17 protein-coding genes are annotated in these 25048 nt (G+C 71.9%); 8 read left to right on the top strand and 9 right to left on the bottom strand.

Going from position 1 to position 25048, the window contains the following annotated elements; translation table 11 throughout:
* Positions 1-7: 7 nt before the first annotated feature.
* On the bottom strand, positions 8-1039 hold the full coding sequence (locus tag RWH45_RS13345) for an endonuclease/exonuclease/phosphatase family protein (protein ID WP_315995386.1): 1032 nt from the start codon (positions 1037-1039) through the stop codon (positions 8-10).
* Between the two features lie 192 nt (positions 1040-1231).
* On the opposite strand from RWH45_RS13345, the gene RWH45_RS13350 reads away from it, so the two are divergent.
* Positions 1232-2092 carry a PHP domain-containing protein gene (locus tag RWH45_RS13350; protein WP_315995387.1) on the top strand — a complete coding sequence of 287 codons (861 nt, stop codon included), beginning with the start codon at positions 1232-1234 and terminating at the stop codon, positions 2090-2092.
* Between the two features lie 74 nt (positions 2093-2166).
* On the opposite strand, the gene RWH45_RS13355 is transcribed toward RWH45_RS13350, so the two are convergent.
* Positions 2167-3621, bottom strand: a complete 1455-nt coding sequence (locus RWH45_RS13355; RefSeq protein ID WP_315995388.1) for a DEAD/DEAH box helicase — start codon at positions 3619-3621, stop codon at positions 2167-2169.
* 149 nt (positions 3622-3770) lie between these two features.
* Here RWH45_RS13355 and RWH45_RS13360 point away from each other — a divergent pair, with 149 nt between their 5' ends.
* Positions 3771-4487 (top strand): ferritin-like fold-containing protein, encoded by a 717-nt coding sequence (locus RWH45_RS13360; RefSeq protein WP_315995389.1) that lies wholly within the window; start codon positions 3771-3773, stop codon positions 4485-4487.
* A 213-nt stretch (positions 4488-4700) separates the two neighbouring features.
* Here the strand turns inward: RWH45_RS13360 and RWH45_RS13365 are convergent, their stop codons facing one another.
* A complete protein-coding gene (locus RWH45_RS13365) occupies positions 4701-4985 on the bottom strand; it encodes a hypothetical protein (protein WP_315995390.1) in 285 nt (94 codons plus the stop codon).
* A 10-nt stretch (positions 4986-4995) separates the two neighbouring features.
* A complete protein-coding gene (locus tag RWH45_RS13370; RefSeq protein WP_315995391.1) occupies positions 4996-5220 on the bottom strand; it encodes a DUF3107 domain-containing protein in 225 nt (74 codons plus the stop codon).
* Positions 5221-5590: 370 nt separating this feature from the next.
* Between RWH45_RS13370 and RWH45_RS13375 the strand changes: the two genes are divergently transcribed.
* Entirely contained in the window at positions 5591-8734 is a 3144-nt protein-coding gene (locus RWH45_RS13375; RefSeq protein WP_315995392.1) for an ATP-dependent helicase, read from the top strand.
* Complete coding sequence (locus RWH45_RS13380; RefSeq protein ID WP_315995393.1) at positions 8731-12018, top strand: ATP-dependent helicase; 3288 nt, start codon at positions 8731-8733, stop codon at positions 12016-12018. Before RWH45_RS13375 ends, RWH45_RS13380 begins: the two co-directional genes overlap by 4 nt.
* Before the next feature lie 231 nt (positions 12019-12249).
* On the opposite strand, the gene RWH45_RS13385 is transcribed toward RWH45_RS13380, so the two are convergent.
* Positions 12250-13704 carry a phosphotransferase gene (locus RWH45_RS13385; RefSeq protein ID WP_315995394.1) on the bottom strand — a complete coding sequence of 485 codons (1455 nt, stop codon included), beginning with the start codon at positions 13702-13704 and terminating at the stop codon, positions 12250-12252.
* Positions 13705-13813: 109 nt separating this feature from the next.
* Here RWH45_RS13385 and nudC point away from each other — a divergent pair, with 109 nt between their 5' ends.
* Both nudC and RWH45_RS13395 read left to right on the top strand, forming a co-directional pair.
* The gene (gene nudC, locus RWH45_RS13390) at positions 13814-14737 is read left to right on the top strand and encodes an NAD(+) diphosphatase (protein ID WP_315995395.1); all 924 of its coding nucleotides are present in this window, start codon (positions 13814-13816) and stop codon (positions 14735-14737) included.
* Positions 14734-16485, top strand: coding sequence for an ATP-dependent helicase (locus RWH45_RS13395; RefSeq protein WP_315995396.1), 1752 nt, complete (start codon positions 14734-14736; stop codon positions 16483-16485). Before nudC ends, RWH45_RS13395 begins: the two co-directional genes overlap by 4 nt.
* 943 nt (positions 16486-17428) lie before the next feature.
* On the opposite strand, the gene RWH45_RS13400 is transcribed toward RWH45_RS13395, so the two are convergent.
* Positions 17429-18868 (bottom strand): zinc-dependent metalloprotease, encoded by a 1440-nt coding sequence (locus tag RWH45_RS13400; protein ID WP_315995397.1) that lies wholly within the window; start codon positions 18866-18868, stop codon positions 17429-17431.
* A gap of 128 nt (positions 18869-18996) precedes the next feature.
* On the opposite strand from RWH45_RS13400, the gene RWH45_RS13405 reads away from it, so the two are divergent.
* Together RWH45_RS13405 and RWH45_RS13410 are read left to right on the top strand one after the other, a co-directional pair.
* The gene (locus RWH45_RS13405) at positions 18997-20124 is read left to right on the top strand and encodes a YlbL family protein (protein WP_315995398.1); all 1128 of its coding nucleotides are present in this window, start codon (positions 18997-18999) and stop codon (positions 20122-20124) included.
* A 43-nt stretch (positions 20125-20167) separates the two neighbouring features.
* Positions 20168-23119 carry a UPF0182 family membrane protein gene (locus RWH45_RS13410; RefSeq protein WP_315995399.1) on the top strand — a complete coding sequence of 984 codons (2952 nt, stop codon included), beginning with the start codon at positions 20168-20170 and terminating at the stop codon, positions 23117-23119.
* A gap of 392 nt (positions 23120-23511) precedes the next feature.
* On the opposite strand, the gene RWH45_RS13415 is transcribed toward RWH45_RS13410, so the two are convergent.
* Genes RWH45_RS13415 through RWH45_RS13425 form a run of 3 tightly spaced genes read right to left on the bottom strand, consistent with a single transcriptional unit; the run spans position 23512 to position 25048 of the window.
* Positions 23512-24402: a prenyltransferase gene (locus RWH45_RS13415; protein WP_315995400.1), complete on the bottom strand. Its 891-nt coding sequence runs from the start codon at positions 24400-24402 to the stop codon at positions 23512-23514.
* The gene (locus RWH45_RS13420; RefSeq protein ID WP_315995401.1) at positions 24399-24716 is read right to left on the bottom strand and encodes a lycopene cyclase domain-containing protein; all 318 of its coding nucleotides are present in this window, start codon (positions 24714-24716) and stop codon (positions 24399-24401) included. The genes RWH45_RS13415 and RWH45_RS13420 overlap by 4 nt, the downstream gene beginning before the upstream one ends.
* A complete protein-coding gene (locus RWH45_RS13425; RefSeq protein ID WP_315995402.1) occupies positions 24713-25048 on the bottom strand; it encodes a lycopene cyclase domain-containing protein in 336 nt (111 codons plus the stop codon). Before RWH45_RS13425 ends, RWH45_RS13420 begins: the two co-directional genes overlap by 4 nt.

Raw genomic sequence — 25048 nt, forward strand, 5'->3', positions numbered from 1 at the left:
GCCGTACTCAGCCTCCGGTGCGTTCCAGCTGCACCACGATCGGCCGATGATCGCTGCCCGACCCGTCGAGGGAGCGCATGACGACCGACCCCGAGACGGTCCAGTCGGGCGTGGCCATGACGTGGTCGATCGGTGCGCCGAGGAGGGCGGGGGCATCGGTGGGCCACGTGCCCACTCCGCCGTTTCCGCTCTCGGACGCCGCATCGTGGCATCGGCCGAGCGTGCCGCCGTCGACGCCCATCCCCGTCATGTGGTCGAGGGTGGCGTTGAAGTCGCCCGCGAGGATGACGTTGTCGCTCGCGCACTGGTCGGCGAGCCACTGCAAGTCGCTGCGCCACTGGGGCATGTACTCCTCGCGCGGAGCGACGGCGTGCGCGGCGACGATGATCGGACCGTCTCCCGACACGGGCATCGCCACAGCGCTCGGAACGGTCGAGGTGTTGCTCGACCCGTCGAGCGAGGACTGGATGACGGAATAGTCGCCCAGCTCGGGCCGGATCAGCACGGTGGTGGAGGTGGCATCCCACCCGGTGATGCCGTACTCGCCGTACTCCGCGTGGTGCGCCCACATCGGCTGCCCCATGCCGCGCATGAGCTCGGCGACCTCGGCCCCGGTGTCGATGGTCGTCTCCGGGAGGGTGACGACGTCTGCCTGCATCCCGACGGCGAACTGGGCGATCGTCTCCGCCGAGGTGGCCGATCCCGCGGTGTTCCAGGTCATCACGCGCAGGCTCGTGTCGGTCTTCGCCGGAAAGCCTTCGGTGCCGAGCCCCCGCCCGGAGAGCAGGGCGACGTTGACCCCGCCCGCGATCCCCAGGATCAGCGCCAGTACCAGCGCGAGCGCGCGGATCGGCCGGAGGAGCGCGAACAACAGCATCAGCAGCGTCGCGGCGACCAGCACGGCCGCCAGAGCGGCGCGGAAGGAGATGATCTGCGCCAGCGGGAACGTCCGCTCGAGTCCGAAGGCCGACGGCCACGTCAGCACCGCAGCGCCCGCCGCGACGACGAGCGCGACGAGGAATCCGAGCAGTCGACGCACCCGATCGACCCTAGGGGAGCCGTCTGGGAGATCGACGGATGCCGGCAGGGTGCTGCCCGAGCGTCGTGACGGTCGAGGGGGACGGCGTGCGGGCGGGGTGCCGTCGCCGCATCGGCGGGCGGCGCGGACCGGCAGCACGGCCAGGGCATGGACGCTGCGCCCGGGCGCGAGCCGGAGCGATACGCTCGACGGGTGCCACGCGATCGTCGATTCCTCGGACCGACCGATCTGCACCTGCACTCCTCGCACTCCGACGGCACGGAGCCGCCCGCCGAGGTCATGGCCGCCGCGCACCGCCACGGCCTGCGGACCGCCGCCCTCACCGATCACGACACGACCTCGGGCTGGGCCGAAGCCGCCGAGGCGGCCACCTCGCTCGGGATGACGTTCGTCCCGGGAATGGAGCTGTCGGCGCGGCACCGGTGGCGCAGCGTGCACCTGCTGGCCTACCTCGTCGACCCCGACGACGGGGCGTTGCGAGCGATGACCGATCGCATCCGTTCGTCCCGCGTGGATCGCGCGCAGATCATGGCGGAGCGCATCTCGCACGACTACGACATCGCCTGGGACGACATCGTCGCCCAGACGACCGACGGCGCGACCGTCGGGCGCCCTCACATCGCCGACGCGCTCGTCGCGCGCGGGATCGTGGCCGACCGCACGGAGGCGTTCGCCGGCATCCTGCATCCGGCCGGCGACTACTACGTCGCCCTCTACGCCCCCGACCCCGTCACGGCGGTCGAACTCGTCGTGGGTGCCGGGGGCGTGCCGATCATCGCCCACCCGGCGGGGCGGGCGTTGCTGCCCGACGGCGTGCTGCGGGCGATGCTGGACGCGGGACTCGCGGGCTTCGAACTCGCGCACCGCGAGAACCTGCCCGAGCCGACCGCCCTGTTGGCGGACCTCGCCGCCGAGCGCGACCTCATCGTGACCGGGTCGAGCGACTACCACGGACTCGGCAAACCGAACGTGCCCGGCGAGAACACGACGGCCGACGACATGGTCGCGCGCCTCTTCGCGCGCGGTCGCGGATCGGTGCCGGTCTTCCCGTAACCCGCGGCTCCGGCGGACCCAGACGACGAACGGCGCCGCCCCCGAGGGGAGCAGCGCCGTTCGGCGAGTGTGCGTCAGGCCACGGGAGCCGTCGGGGTGCCCGAGCTGCCCCCGCCGCTGCGACGGCGGCGACGGCGGCGCGGGGCCGCGTTGCCGTCGTGATGCTCCTTGCCCGCTCCGTCGTGCGTCCCGGCGCCGCCCTCGGTGCGCGGGGCACCCTCGCCGCCCGCCTCGCCGGTCGACGATCCGCCACGACGACGGCGACGGCGCGGGGCGCGGTCGCCCTCGGCATCCTGGCCCTCGGTCTTCTTCTCGACCTGCTTGGGCGCGACGGCCTTCGGCGCGGTGACGAGACGGCCCTTCGTTCCCTCGGGGATGTTCAGGTCGGTGTAGAGGTGCGGGCTCGACGAGTAGGTCTCGGTGGGCTCGGGCTGGCCGAACTCCAGGGCACGGTTGATGAGCGCCCACTTGTGCACGTCGTCCCAGTCGACGAAGGTCACGGCGATACCGGTGTTGCCGGCGCGGCCGGTGCGGCCCGCGCGGTGGAGGTAGGTCTTCTCGTCGTCGGGGATCGTGTGGTTGATCACGTGGGTGACGTCGTTGACGTCGATGCCGCGGGCGGCGACGTCGGTGGCGATCAGCACGTCCTTCTTGCCGGCCTTGAACGCGGCCATCGAGCGCTCGCGCGCCTCCTGGCTCATGTCGCCGTGGACGGCGGCGGCGTTGAAGCCGCGGTCGCCCAGCTCGTCGACGAGCTTCTGCGCGGCGCGCTTGGTGCGCGTGAAGATGACGGCCTTCTCGCGACCCTCCGACTGCAGGATGCGGGCGATGACCTCGTCTTTGTCGAGCGAGTGCGCGCGGTAGACGAGGTGCTTGATGTTCGCCTGGGTGAGTCCCTCGTCGGGGTCGTTGGCGCGCATGTGGATGGGGTTCGACATGAAGCGGCGCGCGAGGGCGACGATCGGCCCGGGCATGGTCGCCGAGAACAGCTGCGTGTGACGGACGGCGGGGACCTTGGAGAAGATCTTCTCGATGTCGGCGAGGAAGCCGAGGTCGAGCATCTTGTCGGCCTCATCGAGCACGACCTCGGTCGCGTGCGACAGGTCGAGCAGGCGCTGGTTCGCGAGGTCGATGAGGCGGCCGGGGGTTCCCACGACGATCTGCGCGCCGGCCTTGAGCTGGTCGATCTGCCCCTCGTACGCCTTGCCGCCGTAGATCGCGACGACGCTGGTCGAGCGGTTGCTCGTGAGCATGTCCATGTCTTCGTAGACCTGCACCGCGAGCTCGCGGGTGGGGACGACGATGAGCGCCTTCACGCCGGGCTCGGGGTCGAGACCGAGGCGCTGGACGACGGGGATGCCGAAGCCGAAGGTCTTGCCGGTACCGGTCTTGGCCTGGCCGATGATGTCCTGTCCGGGGAGGCCCAGGGGGATCGTCTGCTCCTGGATGGGGAAGGCATCGACGATGCCCTTCGCTGCCAGGGCATCGACGATGTCCTGATCGATGCCGAGCTCGGCGAATGTCGTCATGTGCGTGCCTGTTCCGGCGGCGAGAGACCGCCTGGGGGAGTCGTATCCACGCCTCACTCGTCCACAGGCGCGGGGTCCCGATCCATCGCCGGGACGTGTCCACTCTACCCGGCGTGTCTCGGCGGGCCCCGACGCCTAGGCTGTCGTACGTGTTCGCGTGGTTACGTCGTCGTCAGCGCCCGGTGGGTCGCACGCTGCAGTTGCGTTCGCGGGGAGACCTCGGCGAGGCGATGCGCGTCGACTTCGCGGAGCTGGCGCCCGACGTCGAGACCTTCCTCGGTCAGGCGGCCTATCTGCAGCTGGGGTTCTTCGAGACCCTGAGCGAGTTGATCGCCCTCACGCCCGAGCTGGCGGAGAAGGAGTCGCTGTCGCGCGCGGCCGGCGCGGCGCTCATCAAGCACCAGGAGCTCGTCGCGGTCATCCGTGAGCGCGGTGCCGATCCGACGCAGCTCATGCTGCCCTTCCGCGAGTCGCTCGACGCCTTCCGCCGCAACACCCACGGCGTCCGGCCGCAGGAGACGATGCTCACCGTGCACATCACCGCGGGGCTGCTCGACGACTTCTACCTCGCGCTGTCGTCGAGCTACGGCGACACGGGACGCCGCGTCGCCCGCATCCTGCAGGCCGATGACGACCGTCAGGCGATCGTCGACATCCTCGGCGCCACCATCGAGAGCGACGAGGAGTGGCGGTGGCTGCTGGCGCTGTGGGGACGACGTCTCGTGGGCGACACGCTCCTCGTCGCTCGGACGGCGCTGCGCCACGGACACCTCGACCGCGCCGAGGAGGCCAAGGTCGAACCCGTCTTCAGCGAGCTGATGGGCGCGCACGCCCGTCGGATGGATGCCATGGGATTGGCCGCCTGAGGGCACGCGGCCCAGCCGTGTGGCCTGGGCGCGCGGCACCCGCGACCCTCTGAGCGCGTGTCGCACCGGTTTCGAGCGCGTGCGCCGCGATGTCCGGCGTCTGGGGCGGGTGGGTGCGCGGCATCCGGAACGACCGATCGCTCGGCGGTGGGGGTTCCGGCGGGCGCGGTGCGGGCTTCGAAAGGGCGGGGCGCGAGCGCCTTCGCCGAGGGTTCAGACGGGCAATCGCGAACGGTCGGCGTCGTCGCGCGCGAGACGCGAACGCGTGACGAGGGTCACCAGCAGCACGGTCGTGACGACCGGCGCGATCACGGCGAGCACCCAGGTCAGCGGCGAATCGCCGAGGCCCGCCCACGTGAGGACGGTCCAGACGACGCCGGCCGACGACGCCCCGGCGAACGGTGCCAACGCCGCACCGCGCAGGTGCCGGCCGGGGAGCGCGACGTGCGCGGCCAGGCCGATCACCGCGCCGATCAGGAGACCGAGCAGGATCTGCACGGCGGGAAGGTCAGGCGACGAACCCGACGCGACGCGACTCTTCGGTGCCGAGTTCGACGAAAGCGAGGTTGGCGGTCGGGACGAGGTAGGAGTTGCCCTTCACATCGGTGAAGGTGACGTGGCTGGCAGAGCTGTCGAGGGCCGAGGCGATGGTCGACTTGACGACGTCGGAGCTCTCGTTCGTCTCGAAGTTCAGCTCACGGCCGGTGTTGATGATGCCGATGCGGATCTCCACGATGCGTCCTTTCCCCGCGGGCCGCGGTCGGCCCGGCGCGTGATTCGACTCTAGGGCAGGGTTCCGACACCACAGCCCGTCACGCGGGGCGCTTCGCGGACGGCGAACGCGGCGCCTCCCGGCACCGTCCGGGGCCGGGTGACGCGGTGGGCTCGGCTCCGAGCGGCCGGTGAGGTCCGCCCCGCTCCGGCCGCCGCGGCCCGCCCTGCTCCGGCCGCCTCGGCCCGCCCCGGGCGGTCGCCTCGGCCCGTCCCGGTCCGGCCGCGGCAGCGCGCCCGCCGGCCGCCGCGGCCCGTCCCGGCCGACGCGGGAGACCGCAGCCGCCCGTCGCGCCCGGCCGATGTCGGAGGTCGCGATTACCGTGGAGCACATGCAGATGACGGATGCCGCCGCCCTCGGCGCCGTGCGTGAGCGCGGGGGTCTCGATCGCGATCAGCGTGCCGTCGTCGCCTGGCCCGCCGACGCGAGCGGCGTGGTGGTCGGCGCGCCGGGGTCGGGCAAGACGACCACCCTGCTCTCGCGCGTGCGCGAACTCGTGGCATCCGGTGTCGACCCCGACGACCTGCTCGTGCTCACCCCCACCCGGCCGGCGGCCACGGCCCTGCGCGACCCCCTCGCCCTCGCGGTCGACCGCGCCACCTCGGGCGCGCTGGCGCGCTCGGTGGCGTCGTTCGCCTTCCAGCTGGTGCGGGGGGCCGAGGTGCGGCGGGGCGCGGAGCCGCCGCAGCTGCTCACCGGCGGCGACGAGGACCAGATCATCCGCGATCTGCTCGAGGGCGATGCTCTCGACGAGCTCGAGGGCCTGTCGCGCTGGCCCGAGTGGCTGGGGCCGACGATCCGCGCCACCCGCGGGTTCCGCGGCGATCTCCGCGCCTTCCTCGCCGAGTGCACGGAGCTCGGCGTCACCTCGAACGACCTCGCGCTGCTCGCCGAGCGCCACGACCTTCCGGTGTGGGCATCGTTGGCGTCGTTCGCCGACGAGTACCGCGCGGTGCGGTCCGCCATGCGCGGCGCTCACCGCGACGCGGCCGATCTCGCGCGCGAGGCCGTCGCCGTCCTCGACGCCGCGCGCTCCGAGCGCGAGCTGCTCGGGCGCTTCTCGACGTTGCGGTGCATCCTCGTCGACGACGCGCAGGAGCTCACCGCCGGCGGGATCGATCTGCTGCGCGCATGCCGCACCTCGGGCATCGGAGTCGTCGCCTTCGGCGATCCGGACGTCGGGTCGGGGGCGTTCCGCGGCGCGACGCCCGAGAACTTCGCGCGGCTCGCCCGTGAGCTCGGCACGACCGCCGCACTCGGCACGCCGCATCGCGGCACGCCCGAGCAGATCGACCTGGTGCGGCAGGTGGCATCCCGGATCGGGGCCGCCGGCGTCGTCGCCCATCGTCGCGCGCCCGAGGGGGCACCTGCGCAGGGATCGGTGCGCACCTACCTGCTGCGCTCGCCCGCGGAAGAGGCCGACGCGATCGCGCGTCTGCTGCGCGAGCGACACGTTATCGAGGGGATCCCGTGGAGTTCGTGCGCCGTCATCGCCCATGACTCCCGGCAGGTGGCGACGCTGGAGGCCGAGCTGGCCGCGCGCGAGGTTCCGGCCCGCGCCAGTGGACCCGGGCTGGCGCTGGGGGCGCAGCGCCCGGTGCGCGACCTCGTGCGCCTGGTCGAACTGGGCATGACGGATCCCGACGAGTGGGTGGCCGACGAGGTCGTCGATGCATTGCTGGGCACCTTCGGCGGGCTCGATGCCATCGAGCTGCGGCGTCTGCGCACGGCTCTGCGCCATGACGAGGTCACGGCCGGGGGCACGCGCCCCGCGACCGACCTGCTCGTGTCGGGGGTGCGCTTCCCCCTCGAGCTCGCCGTGATCGACTCGCGCGAGGCCCGTCGCGCGATCCGTCTCGGCGAGACGTTGAGCGCTCTGCGTGGGCAGGCCCTGCAGCAGGCGACCGCGCACGAGCTGCTGTGGACGGCGTGGGAGCGCAGCGCCCTTTCGCGCACCTGGCGCGAAGCGGCGAGAGGACACGGTGCGGTCGCCGAGCAGGCCGATCGCGATCTCGATGCGGTCGTGGCGCTGTTCCAGGCGGCGAAGCGCTACACGGAGCGTGAACCCGACGGAGAAGCGTCGGTGTTCCTGCGGTCGGTGCTCGACTCCGACGTCGCCGAAGACCGCATCGAGCAACCGGCCGTCGTCGACACCGTGCGGGTGCTCACCCCCGCAGCCGCGGCCGGAACGGCATTCGACACCGTCGTCATCGCGGGGGTGCAGGACGGCGTGTGGCCGAACACGCGGTTGCGTGGGGGACTGCTCGAGACCTGGCGTCTGGCCGACGCCGTGCAGAATCCCGACCTTCCCGCCGCGGGCATGCTCGACCGTCGCCGCGCCGCGATGCACGACGAGCTGCGATTGTTCGTGCGCGCCGTCAGCCGTGCGGACGCCCTCGTGATCGTGACGGCCGTCGACGACGACGACACCGGGCCCAGCGTGCTGTTCGAGATGCTCCCCACTCCCGAACCGGCCGCGGCCATCCCCGAGCATCCGCTGTCGCTGCGCGGGCTCGTCGCCCGGCATCGCCGTTCCCTGACGGCCCCGCGCGTTCCCGCGGGCGAGAGGGCGCACGCCGCCGGCCAGCTCGCGATCCTCGCGGGCGCCGGGGTCGCCGGTGCCGCCGTCGAGGACTGGTACGGCGTCGCGCCGCCGAGCTCCACGGCGCCGCTGCGCGACCTCGAACGCGAAGACGTCCGCGTCTCGCCGTCCCGCTTGCACGCGCTGGAGGAATGCCAGCTCGACTGGGTGATCGCCGACCTCGGCGGCGACCGCGGTGGCACGACGGCCGGCATCGGGACCATCATCCACGCGGCGCTCGAGACCGCGGCATCCTCGTCCGAAGACGACCTCTGGGCCGTGGTCGACGAGCGGTGGGGCGAGCTCGTGTTCGACGCGGCGTGGCGCGAGCGGGCGGAGCGCACCCGCGCCCGCGACCTCGTGAGACGGCTCGCCGCCTACCTGCGGCGCTTCGACGACGCCGGCGGCCGCCTTATCGGCGCGGAACGGCATTTCGAGGTCCCCATCCCCGTTCCCGATGCCGGTGAGCACGGCGCCGTTCTCAGCGGCGACATCGATCGGGTGGAGCTCACGCCGGCCGGCGAGGTCGTCATCGTCGATCTGAAGACCGGGAAGAGCGAGCCCCAGACCGACGCCAAGGTCGCCGACAACCCTCAGCTCGCGGCCTACCAGCTGGCGTTCTCGTCGGGTGCGATCCAACAGGTCGCCGGCCTGGCCTCCGGCGGCGCGAAGCTGCTCGTACTGCGTCCGACCGCCGCGACGAAGGATTACGCCGAGCCGACGCAGAAGCCGTTCGACGACGAGCAGCGGGCGGCCTTCGTCTCGCGGGTGCAGGGAGCGGTCGACATCATGCGCGGCACGTCGTTCGCCGCCCCCTACGAGGTGCACTGCCGGGACGAGTTCTCCTACGGTCTCTGTCGCATCCACACGGTCTCGGCGGTGAGCGCCTCGTGAGCGAATCGCTGTCAGCGGCGACGATCGCCGCAGCTCTCGGCCAGTTCCCGCCCACCGTCGAGCAGACCGCCGTCATCGAGGCGCCGCTCGCGCCCGCCCTCGTCGTCGCGGGGGCCGGCAGCGGCAAGACCGAGACCATGGCCGGTCGCGTCGTGTGGCTCGTCGCGAACGCCCTCGTGCGCCGTGACGAGGTGCTGGGGCTGACTTTCACGCGCAAGGCCGCGGGGGAGCTGGCCGAGCGCATCCAACGCCGACTGCAGCGCCTGTCGGAGTTCGAGGTGCGGGGGCTGCTTCCCTTCCTTCCGCGCCTGCACGCGGACGGCCGCCTCGCGGTCTTCGCCGAGCTCGCCGCCCTCGAGGGCGCGCGGGGCGACGCGGCGCGCCGGGAGGCGCTCGATGCCCTGGTGGCGGAGACCGGTGCCGAGGTACCGGATTCGCACGACGGCGATCAGCTGCTGCACCGGCCGACGGTGTCGACGTACAACAGCTTCGCGGACGCGATCGTGCGCGAGCACGGCCTGCGGATCGGTCGGGATGCCGAAGCCGCGGTGCTGTCGGAGTCGGCGGCGTGGCTGCTCATGCGACGCGTGGTGTTCGCCTCCGACGATCCACGCCTCGAGGAGCGCCAGGAGTCGCCCCGCACGCTGATCGACGCCGCGTTGCGCATCGCTCGCGACGGGGTGGACAACCTCGTCGATCTCGACGAGCTCGCCGCGTTCCCCGAGCAGTTCGGACGGATCGTGGAGCGGCCCTCGACCTCCGCGCGGGTGAGCGTCTACAAGGAGGTCGGGGATGCCGCCGCGAAGGTCTCGGCGCTGTCGCTGCTGGCGACCCTCGCGGCCGCCTACGACCGCGAGAAGGCCCGACTCGGGGTGATGGACTTCGCCGACCAGGTGGCCGGCGCCCTGCGGATCGCACGGGAGCACCCGGCCGTGGTGGCCGAGCTGCGCGCCCGCTATCGCGTCGTGCTGCTCGACGAGTACCAGGACACGTCTGTCGTGCAGACCGACCTGTTGGCGACGCTGTTCGGCGGCACGGGCGTGATGGCGGTGGGCGATCCCCACCAGGCCATCTACGCCTGGCGCGGGGCGAGCGCGGGCAACCTCGGCGGATTCCCCGACGCCTTCGCACCCGGCACCGAGTGTCAGCGCTTCGCTCTGCTCACGAGCTGGCGCAACAGCGCGCAGGTGCTCACCGCGGCCAACGCGGTACTCGCCCCCCTGGCGCCCCGCGCGGCGGTGGCGGTCGAGGAGCTGCGCTCCCGCCCCGGCGCGCCGGAGGGACTCGTCGAGACGGTCTTCGAAAACGACCTCGATGCCGAGGCCGATCGCGTCGCGGCCTGGTTCGTCGGCGTGCGCGCCGCGCGTGCCGCCCACGGGCGCTCCACGACCGGTGCGGTGCTGTTCCGCAGCAAGAAGCACATGGTGCGCTTCGGCGACGCGCTCGGCCGACGCGGCATCCCGCACCGCATCCTCGGACTCGGCGGGCTCCTCACCACGCCCGAGGTGGTCGACGTCGTGTCCGTGCTCCGGGTGATCAGCGACCCCGAGGCGGGGTCGGCGCTGATCCGACTCCTCTCCGGACCGCGGTGGGCGGTGGGTCTCGCCGACCTGCGTGCGCTGGCCCAGTTGGCACGGCGTCTCGCCACGCACGACGTGACGCTGCAGCCGCTGGCGCCCGAGGTCGTCGATCGGCTCCGATCCACCCCGGGTGCCGACCGCGCGTCGCTCGTCGACGCACTCGACTTCGTCACCCGGCAGAGCGACACGCACGGGTGGCTGGCCGACATCACCCCCGACGGACGCGCGCGGCTCCGCGAGGCGGGGGCGGTGTTCGCGGGGCTGCGTCGCAGCGTGGGCGCTCCCGTGCCCGAGCTCATCCGCCTGATCGAGACGGAACTGCGGCTCGACATCGAGCTCGCGGCGAACGAGGCACGCGGTCCCGCACGCATCGCGTCGGCGCAGCTGCGGGCCTTCGTGGACGAGATCCGCGGCTTCCTCGCCGCCGACGAGTCCGGGTCGGTCTCGAGTCTGCTGGCCTGGCTCGACCACGCCGAGCAGGCCGATGAGTTCGCTCCGCGGACCGAGCCGCCCGAGGACGACGTCGTGCAGTTGTTGACGATCCACGGGTCGAAGGGGCTCGAGTGGGATGCCGTGGCCGTGGTGCGTCTGGTGACCGACGAGCTGCCCTCTCTCGCCCGCGATACCAAGGGGTGGCTCGGCTTCGGCATCCTTCCCTCGGAGTTCCGCGGCGACGCGGCGTGGCTGCCGGTGTTCGCGTGGCGCGGCGCCGAGACGCAGCAGGACCTGAAAGCGGCGATCGACGCCTTCGTCGCCGACAATCGGGCGCGTCAGCTCGACGAGGACCGCCGCCTCGCCTACGTCGCGTTCACCCGCGCCCGCGACCATCTGCTGCTGTCGGGGTCGAGCTGGTCCGGGACGAAGCGCCCCCGTCGTCCGAGCGTCTTCCTCGACGAGGCCGTCGAAGCGCTCGGTCTCGATCCGGTGATCGACGAGCCGGGCGACGACCCCTACGACGGCGAGCGGCGGCTCCTGCACTGGCCGCTCGATCCGCTGGGCTCCCGCCGCACCGCGGTCGCCGCCGCGGCGACGCAGGCGCAGGCCGCGAGGGCGCAGCCGGCGGCTGACGCCGATCCCGACCTCGAGCTGCTCCTGGCCGAGCGGGCCGCTCGGCTACGCCCTGCCCACGCGCCCGCCCCGACGCGCATCCCGGCATCCAAGTTCAAGGACTTCGTCGCCGACTACGGGGGCGCCGTCGACGACCTGCGCCGCCCCATGCCGGAGCGTCCGTACCGGCAGACACGCCTCGGCACCCTGTTCCACGCGTGGGTCGAGCAGCGCTCGGGACTCGTCGGATCGAGCATCGGCCTCGACGACGACGCGCTCTGGGATGACGACGAGGGAGGCGCATCGACCGCCGACGCCGCCGAGCTGCAGCGCTTGCGCGAATGTTTCGAGCGATCGGAGTGGGCGCCGCTGCGCCCCCTCGAGGTCGAGACCGAGATCGACTTCGTCACGCGGCGACTCGACGGGCGCGATCACGTCGTCATCTGCAAGCTGGATGCCGTGTACCGACGCGGCGACCGATACGAGATCGTCGACTGGAAGACGGGCCGCCCGCCCGCGAGCGAGGCCGAACGCCGTGCGCGCATGGTGCAGTTGGAGCTGTACCGGGAGGCGTACCACGCCAAGCACCGCATCGATCTCGACCGCATCGACGTCGCCCTGTTCTACGTCGGTGACGAGTTGGTGCTGCGCGGCTGACGGGGCCTCTGCCGGGCCGAGCTGCACGCCCTGCGCGGGTGAAGTGGGGCGAGGCGTCCTGCCCGCGTGGCTGTCGGCCACGGGCGACGTGGGATCGCGAAGAGGCCGGGGCGGGAACGCAGCCGAGCCAGCCGGCCCCGAGCCGTTCGGGTCGGGCGCGCGAGACGCCGGCTCGGGCGGTGTCACCCGATGCGCCCGCAGGATCTCTGGTCGGGTGCGCGCGAGGCGGACTCAGACGGTGTCGTCCGACACGCCCCAGCGGCGGAGCGCCGCGCGACTCGCACGCGCAGCGTCCTCCTCATCGTCGACCGCAGTGACGGCCGGGTCGTCGGAGGGGCGGGGCTGGCGGAGGGGGGTCTCTTCGTCGGTGACGGGGGTCTCCGAGGCACCGGGGAGGTCCGACATCGCCGACGGCGCGCTGGACTCTGCGCGCGGGATCGGCGTGGATTCGCGCGCGGCATCGTCCCACCCGTCGAGGTCGATCGGTGCAGTGGCCTCGGGGTCGATATCGTCGCGCGCCGGCAGTTGGTCGATGTGGATCGCGCCGGTGTCGGCATCCGGTCCGGGGGTGTCGAGGGCCTCGGCGAGCGCTTCGGCTGCTGCCACCCGATCGCGCTCGGCGGAGAGGTACAGCGAGAGAGCCTCGGGATCGTAGGCGTCGGTCTGCATCGACGTGTCGACGACGGCGGGCGCGACGACGGGCGGAACGGCCTCGACGAGGGCCAGGGCGTCGTCGATGTCGCTGCGCGAGTCCGGGACGATGTGGTCGCCGCGCACGCCGTCCGCCAGAGCGTCGAGAAGGGCGACCGCGTCGGCGACGACTTCGCTCTCACCGGCGTCGTGACCGTGCACGAGCCATCGGGCGAACTCGAGCTCCGCGTACAGGCGAGCACGCTCGCGCAGCAGCGGATCGGGCGAGCGTTCGCCGGCGGCGGCGTACCCCGCGTGCACGTCGTCGGCTGCCAGCGGCGAGGAGGCCAGCCAGCGCAGGTCGACGGCGGGATCGCCGACGCTGAGTCCCGCCCAATCCAGGATGCCCACCACGTGCGGCACATCGTGCTCATCGTCCGCGAGCACGATGGAGGAGCTCGTCGCTCCGCCGAGGATCACGGCGGACTCGAAACGCCAGAGGTCGTCGACCTCGAGAGCGCGCCGCCAGCGCATCATGAGATCGTCGCCGACCCGGCCCGTCGCATCGGCACGGTCGAGGAGGCGTCGGACATCGTCGCGCACCTGCTCGGGGGAGCGCACGGGCAGTCCGTCGGTGCGCACGATCGACACGGGGAGGGCGTGCACCGCGGCCAGCGCTCCACCGATCGCGGGGGCGTAGCCCGGGCCCTTCGGCAGGTGCGCGGGGTCGATGCGGTATCCGTCGATGTGATCGACGACGAGGACGCGCTGGACGCCGGAGCCGGCCTCGCCGAGCACCTCGGGCACCGCGAAAGGAAGTAGTGCCCGCACGCCCGCGGTGAGCGCGTGCAGCGCCCGGGTCTCCGCGGCGAGGTCGGCCGAGGCCTCCTCGGTCGCGGGCATGCGCACCACGACCTCGCGCCCGTCATCGGTTCGAGCGAGGGCGGAATCGAAGCGTCCGCCGCTGTTCTCGGTCAGCGCGCTGACGTTGGTGATGGCGGTGCGCGGGAGGGCCGCCGTCGCCGACGCGGCTAAAATGAGGGGCGAGCGTGCCATGCCCCCAGGGTAGGTCGGGCTTTCTCCCGTCTGCCTGCGCCACGCCCTTCTGCGGTGAGGTCGGGCCGTTGATCCGCCCGTCCGCGTCCGCCCGTCAGAGAGGTGTCCGATGCCGCATCCCGCGTCCGCCCCGGCCGAGTCCCCGCTTCCGCTGCACGTCGACCGCTCTGGAGCGGAGCGCGACGACGAGGGCCTTCTCGAGCGCGCTCGAGCCGACGCGGCGACCCGGATCCTGGCGGTGCGGCGAGACGCGGCACCGGTGCGTTCCGGTCGCCTCGCGCTCCTGGAGCGCGGGCACCTGGCATCCGCCGGCGTCGAGGTGCGCGAATGGGCGTTCCTGGGGCGCGCCGTCGACGGCGTCGCGCTCCTGCTCGCGGTGCTGCCCGACGACGCCCCCGACGATCTCGTCCGGGATGCCGAATGGGCCGCGCTGCGTACCGCCGGAGGCGATCTGCCCGAGTCGGAGGCGGAGGTCCTCACCACCGCCGTCGCTCTGGCGGGCTGGCTGCGCGACGCGCCCTTCTGCCCCGCGTGCGGGGCGCGTACCGACCTCCGGCACGCCGGATGGTCACGGCACTGCCCCTCGTGCGGACGCGAGCACTTCCCCCGCACCGACCCCGCGGTGATCGTGCTGGTGCAGTCGGCCGAGTCGGATGACCGCATCCTGCTCGGCGCGAACGCCGCCTGGGGTGGAGACCGGTACTCCTGCTTCGCCGGGTTCGCCGAAGCGGGGGAGTCGCTCGAAGACGCGGTGCGCCGCGAGGTCGGCGAGGAGTCGGGCGTGCGGCTCGACGACATCTCGTACCGCGGCTCGCAGGCGTGGCCGTACCCGCGTTCGCTGATGCTGGGCTTCCGTGCGCGCGTGGTGGCTGATGACGAAGCACGTGCCGATGGCGAGGAGATCGTCGAGGTGCGCTGGTTCGACCGTGAGGAGATCGGCGCCGCCCTGAGGGGCGAGGGATCGGTGCAGCTGCCGGGGCCGGCATCTATCGCCCGAAAGCTGATCGACGACTGGTTCCGGGGCGTCGCGTGACGGGGCCTCTCGACGGCCTCGACGAGCACCAGCTCGAGGCGGCGCGCGCCCTGCGGGGTCCGGTCTGCGTGCTCGCCGGTGCCGGAACGGGCAAGACCCGCGTCATCACGCGGCGCATCGCGCACGGGGTCGACACGGGGGCGTATTCGCCGCAGCGGGTGATGGCGGTGACCTTCACCGCGAAGGCGGCGGGGGAGATGCGGGGCCGACTCCGTGCACTCGGGGTGTCGGGGGTGTCGGCGCGCACGTTCCACGCCGCGGCCCTGGCCCAGGTCAACTTCTTCTGGCCCACGCTCGCGGGCGACCAGGCCCCGTCGATCATCGACAACAAGGTGCGGATGCTCGCGCATGCCGCCGACGGGGTGGGGCTGGCCCCCGATACCGCGACGTTGCGCGACGTGGCGGCGGCGATCGAGTGGCGGAAGGTCACCCTGCGCTCGATCGAGCAGTATGCGACGGATCGACCTGAGGGTGTCGGTCGTCTCGGCGTCGACCAGGTGGTCGCGCTGCAGCGTGCGTACGAGAAACTCAAGGACGAGCGTCGACAGATGGACTTCGAAGACGTCCTGCTGACCTGCGCGGGCATGATCGAGGCGGAGCCGAGGGTCGCGGCGGCGGTGCGCGAGCAGTACCGTCACTTCACCGTCGACGAGTACCAGGACGTCTCGCCCCTGCAGAACCGCCTCCTGGAACTGTGGCTCGGCGACCGGCGCGACCTCTGCGTCGTCGGCGACGCGAGCCAGACGGTGTATTCCTTCACCGGAGCCGACGCGCGATACCTGCTGGAGTTCGAACGCACGCACGACGACGCACGGGTGGTGCGCCTCGAGCGCAACTACCGTTCCGCCGCGCCCGTGCTCGCCGTCGCCAACGACCTCATGCGCGGCCGGGCGGGCGCCCTCGAGCTGGTCGCGGCCCGCGCCGACGAGGCTCCGGTGCCGACCGTGCGCGCCTACGACGACGACGAGGCCGAGGCCGCTGCCGTCGCGCGCTCGATCGCCGAGGCTCTGGCCCGCGGCGTCGATCCGCACGACATCGCCGTGCTGTATCGATCGCACGCGCAGTCCGCCGCGGTGATCTCGGCTCTCGCCGCGGTGGGGATCGCGGCATCCGTGCTCGGAGGACGCAAGTTCTTCGACCTGCCCGAGGTGCGCCAGGCGCTCATGGCGTTGCGGGCCGCCTCGGTCGCTCCGATGCAGACGGGATTCCTCCCGACGGTGCGCGACGTGCTGCGCAGCATCGGCCTCACCGACGACCCGCCGGAGGCGGGCGGCGCCCTGCGCGAGGCGTGGGAGGCGCGCGCGGCGCTGCTGCGCCTGGCCGAGGAGGCACCGGAGGGCACCGACCTGCGCGGCTTCACCGATGATCTGCAGGCACGCGCGCGCGACCAGCACGAGCCGACGACCCGCACGGTGACGCTGGCCACCCTGCACGCCGCGAAGGGTCTCGAATGGAGCCACGTCTACCTCATCGGTGTCAGTGAGGGGCTGCTGCCCATCTCATATGCGAAGACGTTCGAGGCGGTCGACGAGGAACGTCGTCTCGCCTACGTCGGGGTCACGCGCGCCGCGCGGACGTTGTCGGTGAGCTGGGCTCGCGGCTACGGGCGGATGGAGCGGTCGCCGTCGCGCTTCCTGCGGGAGATCGGCAGTGGCAGTCTGCGCTCGGCCGATGAAGCTCCCAGACCCGCGGGAACGAATCGACGTCGAGGCGCAGCGACCTCGTCGTCACCCCGATCGGGGCGCTGAGCAGAAACCGCGCGGCGCGCCCGGCCTCGGCGGCGAGGGCGACGTCGACGTCGGGTCGGGGGCGTCCGATCAACTGCGGGGCCACGACGGGCCACTGCGGATCGTCGCGACGTCGATCGGCGTCGAGGCAGGCCAGGCAGGCCGTGCGGCCCGGCCGTACGACCGGGCCGATCCGCGCCCGCCCTCCGTCGAGCGTGAGCGGAAGATGCGTGACGTCGTCGCGCATGTACGTCGCGGCCCGACGCGGGTCGACGCGGTAGGCGCCGAGCATCACGACCACGGTGCCCGGTGGGGCCGTTTCCGCCAGCGGCCCGGCCCACGGGAGCACCCGACTGCGCGCGGGGAGGGCGGCCAGGACCGCGCGGACAGCGCGTGGTGGCAGGTCGTCGGCGGTCTGGAGCGCGATCGGGGGATGCCGTCGGCGCGTGCGCAGCGCGGGGCCGACGGCCGCGAGCAGCTCATCGGCCTCGTTCTCTGGCGCGCCGTGCAGGCGCGCCAGGCTGCGGACGGCCGCGTGCGTCGTGCCCTCGACCAGCGCGCTCACGACGACGTCGACCCACTCTGCGGCGGAGGGGGTGACGGCAAGAGCCTGAGCGCCGAACTGCACGCGGCCGTCATCGCGCCAGAGGGGGACGGCGGAGGGGGAGAGGCGGATCATGGCCCGATCATCGCGCGACCCTCGCCCCGGGATGCCGTTGTCCACACGTACCCGTCGGTGAGGACGGGGTGGGGAGGAGGCGTCACCGCGCAGGCCGACCCGCGTACGCCGCGACGAACCCGCCCCGCGCCGAAGAACCCGCCCCCGCGCCGACCCAGCCCGCGCCGATCCAGCCCGCGCCGCGCCCACCGCCACGTGCTCGCGTGCACCGCGCGACCGCACCCGTCCGTACGCGCACGAACGACCGTGGCGAGGAGCCTCAGCCCCTCGCCACGATCATCGCCGTCACACCGGTCGTTGATCTCCCGGTGCGGCGTCGTCGTCGTCGGGGTTGCCGTCAGGAGTCGGGCCGTCCGCATCGGCCGAGGTCGTCGTGGAGTCGGCATCCGATCGGCCGCCGCCGGCCTCCTCGGCCAGCAGCTGGGCGAGCGCGTCGTCCATCGCGTCGGCGGGGGCGGCCTCGCCGCGGGAGGCGGCGGTGACACGGGCGATGAGGGCGGCCGGGTCGTCGATGTCGTCGGACGAGGGCATGAGGTCGGGGTAGTCCCACAGCGCGTCACGGCCCTCGACGCCGACGGCCGCGGTCACGGCGCGCCACATCGCGGCGGCTTCGCGCATGCGCCGGGGGCGCAGCTCCAGGCCCACGAGCGAGCCGAGGGCCTGCTCGGCGGGACCGCCCACCGCGCGGCGGCGCCGCACGGCCTCGGCGATGCGGGCGGCCGAGGGAAGGCGCGAGGTGGCGTCCTCGGTCACGACGTCGACCCATCCCTCGATGGTCGCGAGCAGATTCTCGAGCCGCGTGAGCGCCGCCGTCTGCTCCTCGGAGCGTTCGGGCAGCAGCGCTCCGCTCTCGAGCGCGCCGCGGAGCTCGTCGGGCTGCGACGGGTCGAAGCGCGTGGCGAGCTCCTCGAGCGCGTCGGTGTCGACGCGGATGCCGTGCGCGAAGTCGCGCACCTGCGAGATAACGTGCAGCCGCAGCCACCGCGCGTGCCGGAAAAGGCGTGCATGGGCGAGTTCGCGCGTGGCGAGGTAGAGGGCGAGCTGATCGTCGGGGATCTCGAGGTCGCGGCCGAAGTCCGCGAAGTTCTGCGGCAGGATCGCCGCGTCTCCGTCGGGCATGAGCGGGATGCCGACGTCTCCGCCGCCCACGACCTCGGTCGACAGGCGTCCGACGACGTGACCCAGCTGCGTGGCGAACAGCGATCCGCCGACGGTGCGCATCAGTCGTCCTGCGCCCGCGATCATGTCCTGCATGTCGTCGGGAGCCTGCTGTCCGAGGGCGGCGGTGAGCGCGTCGGCGATGCTCGTGGCCACGGGCTCCGCGAGCTCCTGCCACACCGGCAGGGTGGCGCTCACCCAGGCGCCGCGCGTGACGGCGCGCGGGGGGCGCGGGAGGTCGCTGATCGCCGTCGCCTCGCCCAGCCAGAGACCCGCGAGGGTGAAGGCCTGATCCAGGTCGGTGCGCTGGCCGGTGGTCACCCCGAGACCGTCCTGGTTCGCGATGTGCAGGGCCTGGCGCTCCGCGAGGCTCCAGTCGACGCCCTCCTGCGTGCCGTTGAACGCGCCCTGGAGCTGATTCATCACCTGCTGCAGCATCGCGGGGTCGATCTGCATGCCCGACAGGCGCGAGAGCTGTTCGGGATCGATGCCACTGGTGTCGCCCGACATGAGGCGACGCATGAGCTCCTGGAACTCTTCTTCGGGGCTCTTGTCGTCGTCTGCCACTTCAGCCGCCTTTCAGCCAGGTCTGGGGGAACGAGATCTACGCTAGTCGCACGTTTCCCCGCAACAGTCGGCCCGGCCCCTCGCCGCTTACGCCGCGCGCGAACGACCCCGACGAAGGACTCCCCACTGTGACGCTGTTCGACGAAAACGCCTCTCCCGCGCCCGCGCCCCGACAGCGCTGGCGACGCGGCTCCGTCGTCGGCGTGTGGTCGCTCGCGGTGGCGTTCGTCATCCTGCTGGTGATGTCGTTGCTGCCCTCGGCCTACGTCATCCAGCAGCCCGGCCCCGTCTTCAACACCCTCGGCACCACGACCACCGCCGACGGCCAGGAGGTCCCGCTCATCTCGGTACCGGAGGAGAAGGACAGCACGACCACCGGCCAGCTCGACCTGCTCACGGTCCAGGTCAGCGGCAACCGCGAGCGCACGCCCTCGTGGCTCGAGCTCGCCCAGGCGTGGTTCGACCGCTCGCGCGCCGTCGTGCCGATCGACCGCATCTTCCCCGCCGGGCAGACCACCGAGCAGCGCAACACCGAGAACGCCGCCCTGATGAGCGATTCGCAGCTGGAGGCCAGCGCCGCGGCGCTCCGCGAGCTCGGGTACGACGTGCCCGGCGAGATCGCCGTCGGAACGGTCGACGACGCCGGAGCCGCCGCGGGAGCGCTGCAGGTGGGCGATGTCGTCACCTCGGTGGATGCGGTGGCCGCGGCCAACGTCGACGCGGTCCGCGCCGCGGTGCAGGCCGCGGCCGGAGCGCCGGTCACGGTGGCGTACACCCGCGACGACACCCCGGGCACGGTCACCGTGACGCCGAAGCAGACGGAGGTGGACGGTCAGCCGCAGTGGCTGCTCGGCATCGGCCTGCAGGAGTCCTTCGACCTGCCCGTCGACGTGAAGATCCAGCTCAATGACGTCGGCGGACCGAGCGCCGGCATGATGTTCGCCCTCGGCATCATCGACAAGATGAGCGACGGAGACCTCACCGGCGGCCAGCACATCGCCGGCACCGGCACGATCGACGCCGACGGCAACGTGGGCCCGATCGGCGGCATCCGCCAGAAGCTGTACGGAGCGCGGGATGCCGGAGCGACGGTGTTCCTCGCCCCGGAATCGAACTGCAACGAGGTCGTCGGCCACGTGCCCGACGGCATCCGGGTGTTCTCGACCTCGACCCTGGAACAGTCGATGACGGTGCTGCGGACGATCCGCGAGGGCGGCGATCTCGACGCGCTGCCCACGTGTGCTTCGGGAACGTAGCATTCACGGCGAACCCCCGGAACGCCGCGCCTAGGATGAAGGGGTGACCACGACCTCAGCGCCGAACCAGGCCACGCCCCCGAATCGCTCTCGACGGATCATCTCGATCACCCTGGCGGTGATCGCCGCGCTGGTCGTGGCGTTCTTCGTCTTCGCGAACCTCTACTCGGACTGGCTGTGGTTCTCGCAGCTCGGGTTCACGGGCGTGCTGACCACCCAATGGATCGCGCGGACGGTGATGTTCGTCGTCGGCTTCCTCGCCATGGCGATCCCGGTCTGGGGCGTCATCCAGCTGGCGTACCGCCTTCGTCCCGTCTACGCGCGGCTGAGCTCGCAGCTCGACCGCTACCAGGAGGTCGTCGAGCCGCTGCGTCGCCTGGCGATGTGGGGCATCCCGATCTTCTTCGGCTTCTTCGCCGGCTTCGCCGCCTCGGCGCAGTGGGAGACCACGTGGCTCTGGGCCAACGGCGTCGCCACCTCGACCACCGACCCCCAGTTCGGCCTCGACACCGGCTTCTACCTGTTTGGGATGCCGTTCTACGCCGCCGCCCTCGGATTCGCGTCGGCGGTCGTGCTGGTGTGCCTGCTGCTGACCGGCGTCGTGTCCTACCTCTATGGTTCGGTCCGCATCGGCCAGCGCGAGCTGCGCATCTCCAAGGCGGCACGCATCCAGCTCGCCCTGCTCGCGGGCCTCTACCTGCTCCTGCAGGGCGCGAGCCTGTGGCTCGACCGGTTCCGCCAGCTCGTGGAGCCGTCGGAGCGCATCACCGGTCCGGGATACGTGGGTGCCAACGCCGTCATCCCCGGTCAGACGATCCTCGCGATCGCGGCGGTCATCGTCGCCCTGGCGTTCTTCGTGACGGCGTTCATCGGACGCTGGCGCTACCCGCTCATCGGAACCGCCCTCCTGGTCGTCTCGGCGATCGTGGTGGGGGCGGCGATCCCGTGGGCCGTGACCACGTTCCAGGTGCGTCCCAACGAGCTCACGCTCGAGAGCCAGTACTACCAGCGCAACCTCGACGGGACGAAGGCCGCCTACGGCATCGACAACGTCGAGAAGGAGAACTTCCAGGCCACCACCGAGGCCGAGGCCGGTCAGCTGCGCAACGACGCCGAGTCCACGGCGCAGCTGCGCATCATGGACCCGGCGATCATCGGCCCCACCGTCCGCCAGCTCGAGCAGTACCGGGCCTACTACCAGTTCACGAACCCCCTCGACGTCGACCGCTACACGATCGACGGCAAGACGCAGGACACCGTGGTGTCGCTGCGCGAGCTGAACATCGGGCAGCTGGGCGACGCTGCGTCGTGGCAGAACACCACCCTCGTCTACACGCACGGCTACGGCATGGTCGCGGCCGCCGGTAACGAGCGCACCGCCGACGGCGACCCGGTGTTCTTGGAGCAGGCGATCCCGGGGACGGGCTTCCTGACCGACCTGAACTACGAGCCGCGCGTGTACTTCGGCGAGAGCTCGCCGCAGTACTCGATCGTCGGGGCGCCCGAGGGCACCGACCCGATCGAGCTCGACTACCCCCTGGGCGCCGATGGCGGCACCGAGACCCGCACGACGTTCACCGGCAACGGCGGGCCGAGCGTGGGCAACGTCTTCAACCGCCTCATCTACGCGCTGAAGTTCCAGTCGGAGCAGATCCTCTTCTCCGACAGCGTCAACGCCGACTCGCAGATCCTCTACGACCGCGACCCCAAGGAGCGCGTGCAGAAGGTCGCGCCGTACCTGACGCTCGACAGCGACCCGTACCCCACGGTCGTCGACGGTCGCATCAAGTGGGTCATCGACGGCTACACCACGAGCTCGAACTACCCGTACTCCACGGGTGTCTCGCTCTCGCGCGCCATCGCGGACTCGAACAACCCGGCTCCCACCTACGCGCTGGATGACATCAACTACATCCGCAACTCGGTGAAGGCCACGGTGGACGCCTACGACGGTTCGGTGCAGCTCTACGCGTGGGACGACCAGGACCCGCTGCTGCAGGCATGGCAGAACATCTACCCCTCGTCGCTCAAGCCCTGGAGCGACATGTCGGCCGACCTCATGAGCCACGTGCGCTACCCGACCGACCTCATGAAGGTGCAGCGCTCGATGCTCGGCGTGTACCACGTCGACGATGCGACCTCGTTCTACCGCCAGGACAACCGGTGGACCACGCCGAACGACCCGCAGGACCCGGCGACGTTCCAGCCGCCGTACTACCTGACGATGAAGATGCCGAGCCAGGACGAGCCGACGTTCTCGATGTTCACGAGCTTCATCCCGGCATCCCAGGGTGGTCAGGCGAGAAACGTGCTGACCGGCTATCTCGCCGTCGACGCCAACGCCGGTGACGTCAAGGGGACCAAGCGCGAGGACTACGGACGATTGCGCATGCTCGTGATCGACTCGACGACGACGGTGCCCGGTCCGGGTCAGGTGCAGAACACCTTCGACTCCGACACGAACGTGTCGTCGCAGATCAACATCCTGCAGCAGGGCCAGTCGCAGGTGCTCCCGGGCAACCTGCTCACCCTCCCCGTCGGCGGCGGTCTGCTGTACGTGCAGCCGGTGTTCGTGCAGTCGTCGGGTGACACCAAGCTCCCGCAGCTGCGGCGCGTGCTGGTCGCCTTCGGCAACAAGATCGCGTTCGAGAACACGCTGAGCGAAGCCCTCGACACGCTGTTCGGCGGCGACTCCGGTGCCAGCACCGGTGACTCGACGGTCACACCGACGGATCAGAACGCGGGCGACGGGACGACCACGAATCCCACGGTTCCGGCCGGCGACTATGCGGCGGCGCTGCAGGAGGCGCGCGACGCGCTGAGCGCGCGCCAGGCGGCGCTGACCAGCGGCGACCTCGCCGAGTTCGCCACGCAGGACGCCCGCCTGACCGCGGCCGTGCAGCGCTTGCTCGACCTCGAGAGCCAGGGTCAGGGCGGCACGGCGACGCTGTCGCCGACCGCGACGCCGACCCCCGAGGCCACGCCCGCGGGCTGACCTCGCTCCTCACGACGACGCCGGCGTCCCGCTTCGCGCGGGGCGCCGGCGTCGTCGTTGCCGGTGTCTCCGGTCGCTCGCACACGCTCCCGGGCGCTGCCCAACCCGTCGAGTGTCCAGGACACGCCGCATCCTCGCGCGCCGAGCGGCGTGTCCTGGACACTCGACGTTTCCGCGGGGGCGCGGGGGTGCCGCGGCCTCAACACGCTGGCGCGGGAGAGCGCCGGCGCGCGGGCGCGGGGCGGCTCGCGCCTCGTCTCGTCAGCGCGGGAGCAGCGTCGGCGTGGCGCTCGGAGGGCACGCGAGTGTCCGAAACACGCCGCATCCACCGGCGGACAGCGGCGTGTCCCGGACACTCGACGGGGTGCCGGGCGCCCCGCCCGCGGAGCGCGTCAGGCGCTCAGGAACCACCACCAGATGAGCAGCATCGTCGTACCGAAGCCGGCGAACTGGTTGAGCCACAGGAAGCGGTTCCACCCGGCAGTGGCGCGGTCGCTCTCGGCATCCGTCACGTTCCGGTACGGCCAGCACACCACCAGGTACGGGATGACCAGGACGGCGGCCAGCGGCCCCGGCCATGCCGTGAAGAGCATCGCCACCCCCGCCAGCGCGTAGGCCGTCAGGGCGAAGCGCACGGTCCAGCGCGCTCCGCGGGCGGTGGCGATCGACGAGATGTCGGCCGCGCGGTCGGCCTCGACGTCCTGCACCGCGCCGAAAGCGTGCGACGCGATGCCCCACAGGGCGAAGGCGATGAAGACGAACACGAGCTGCCACGTCCAGACCGCACCGGCGAGCACGAGCCCGTAGACGGCGGGGGAGAAGAAGTGGATGCTGCTGGTCATCGAGTCCAGGAACGGGCGTTCCTTGAGCCGCAGCGGGGGCGCCGAATAGAACACGACGAAGAAGAGGCTCAGCGCGAGCACGAGCCACGACAGCGGCGACCCGATGATCACGAGGTACACCACGAACGGCAGGCACGACAGGGCCGAGGCCCACAGGGTGATGGGGTGCATGCGCTTGGCCAGCACGGCACCGTGCGTGCCGCCCTTGCGGGGATTGCGCAGGTCGGATTCGTAGTCGAACACGTCGTTGACCCCGTACATCGCGAGGTTGTACGGCACGAGGAAGAACAGGATGCCGACGACCAGCGGTGCATCGATCTGCCGCGTGGTCAGCAGGTAGGCGGCGGCGAAGGGGAAGGCCGTGTTGATCCAGCTGACCGGCCGCGACGACACGAAGAGCTCGCGCGCCACGCGACCGGGGGTGAGGGCGGGCGTGGTCATGCGGAGTCCTTCTGCAGAGGGCGGGGCGTGAGCAGGGTGTACAGCGCCGGGAGCAGGAACGCCGCGCACAGGGGGTACGCGAAGTCCTCGATCGGCGCGAGGCCGAGCCGCAGCCCGCTCAGGTGCTCCTGAGGATACGAGAACAGGTCGACGGCGATCATGAGGTTGTCGAAGACGAGGGTGAGGCCGATCAGCACGAGGGCGGTGACGGCGGAGGATGCCATGCGGCGGCGGAATCCCGGCATCCGCACCGTCGAGACGGTCACGATGGCCGTGAGCACCACGAACGGCACGACGATGAGCGGGTAGGTCACGACGACTCCCGCACGCGGGCTCGCGCCCGCGCGCGTCGATCGAAGACGGCGAACAGGACGACGGTGAGGTAGCTGAGGAAGACGAGGAAGAACAGCTCCTCCAGGGGGAGGTGCGGAGCGAGCATCACGCCGGCGAAGAGCGGACTCTCGCCCTTCACGAAGACGCCCGTGACGATCCCGACCAGATCCCACGCGAGGAAGAACGCCGTCCCGATCAGCACCGCAGCGACCGTGCGCACGGGCGCGACCCGGAGGGCGAGCGAGTACTTCCCGTCGATGAGCATCATGCCGACCAGTGAGAAGAGGATCGCACCCAGGTAGATCCCCGGCAC

The sequence above is a fragment of the Microbacterium galbum genome, assembly GCF_032464915.1.
Taxonomy (GTDB): domain Bacteria; phylum Actinomycetota; class Actinomycetes; order Actinomycetales; family Microbacteriaceae; genus Microbacterium; species Microbacterium galbum.

Excerpts from the sequence above, each read along its gene's own strand:
- RWH45_RS13355 (WP_315995388.1), bottom strand. The coding sequence starts at position 3,621 with ATGACGACATTCGCCGAGCTCGGCATCGATCAGGACATCGTCGATGCC.
- RWH45_RS13375 (WP_315995392.1), top strand. The coding sequence starts at position 5,591 with ATGCAGATGACGGATGCCGCCGCCCTCGGCGCCGTGCGTGAGCGCGGG.
- RWH45_RS13385 (WP_315995394.1), bottom strand. The coding sequence starts at position 13,704 with ATGGCACGCTCGCCCCTCATTTTAGCCGCGTCGGCGACGGCGGCCCTC.
- nudC (WP_315995395.1), top strand. The coding sequence starts at position 13,814 with ATGCCGCATCCCGCGTCCGCCCCGGCCGAGTCCCCGCTTCCGCTGCAC.
- RWH45_RS13415 (WP_315995400.1), bottom strand. The coding sequence starts at position 24,402 with ATGACCACGCCCGCCCTCACCCCCGGTCGCGTGGCGCGCGAGCTCTTC.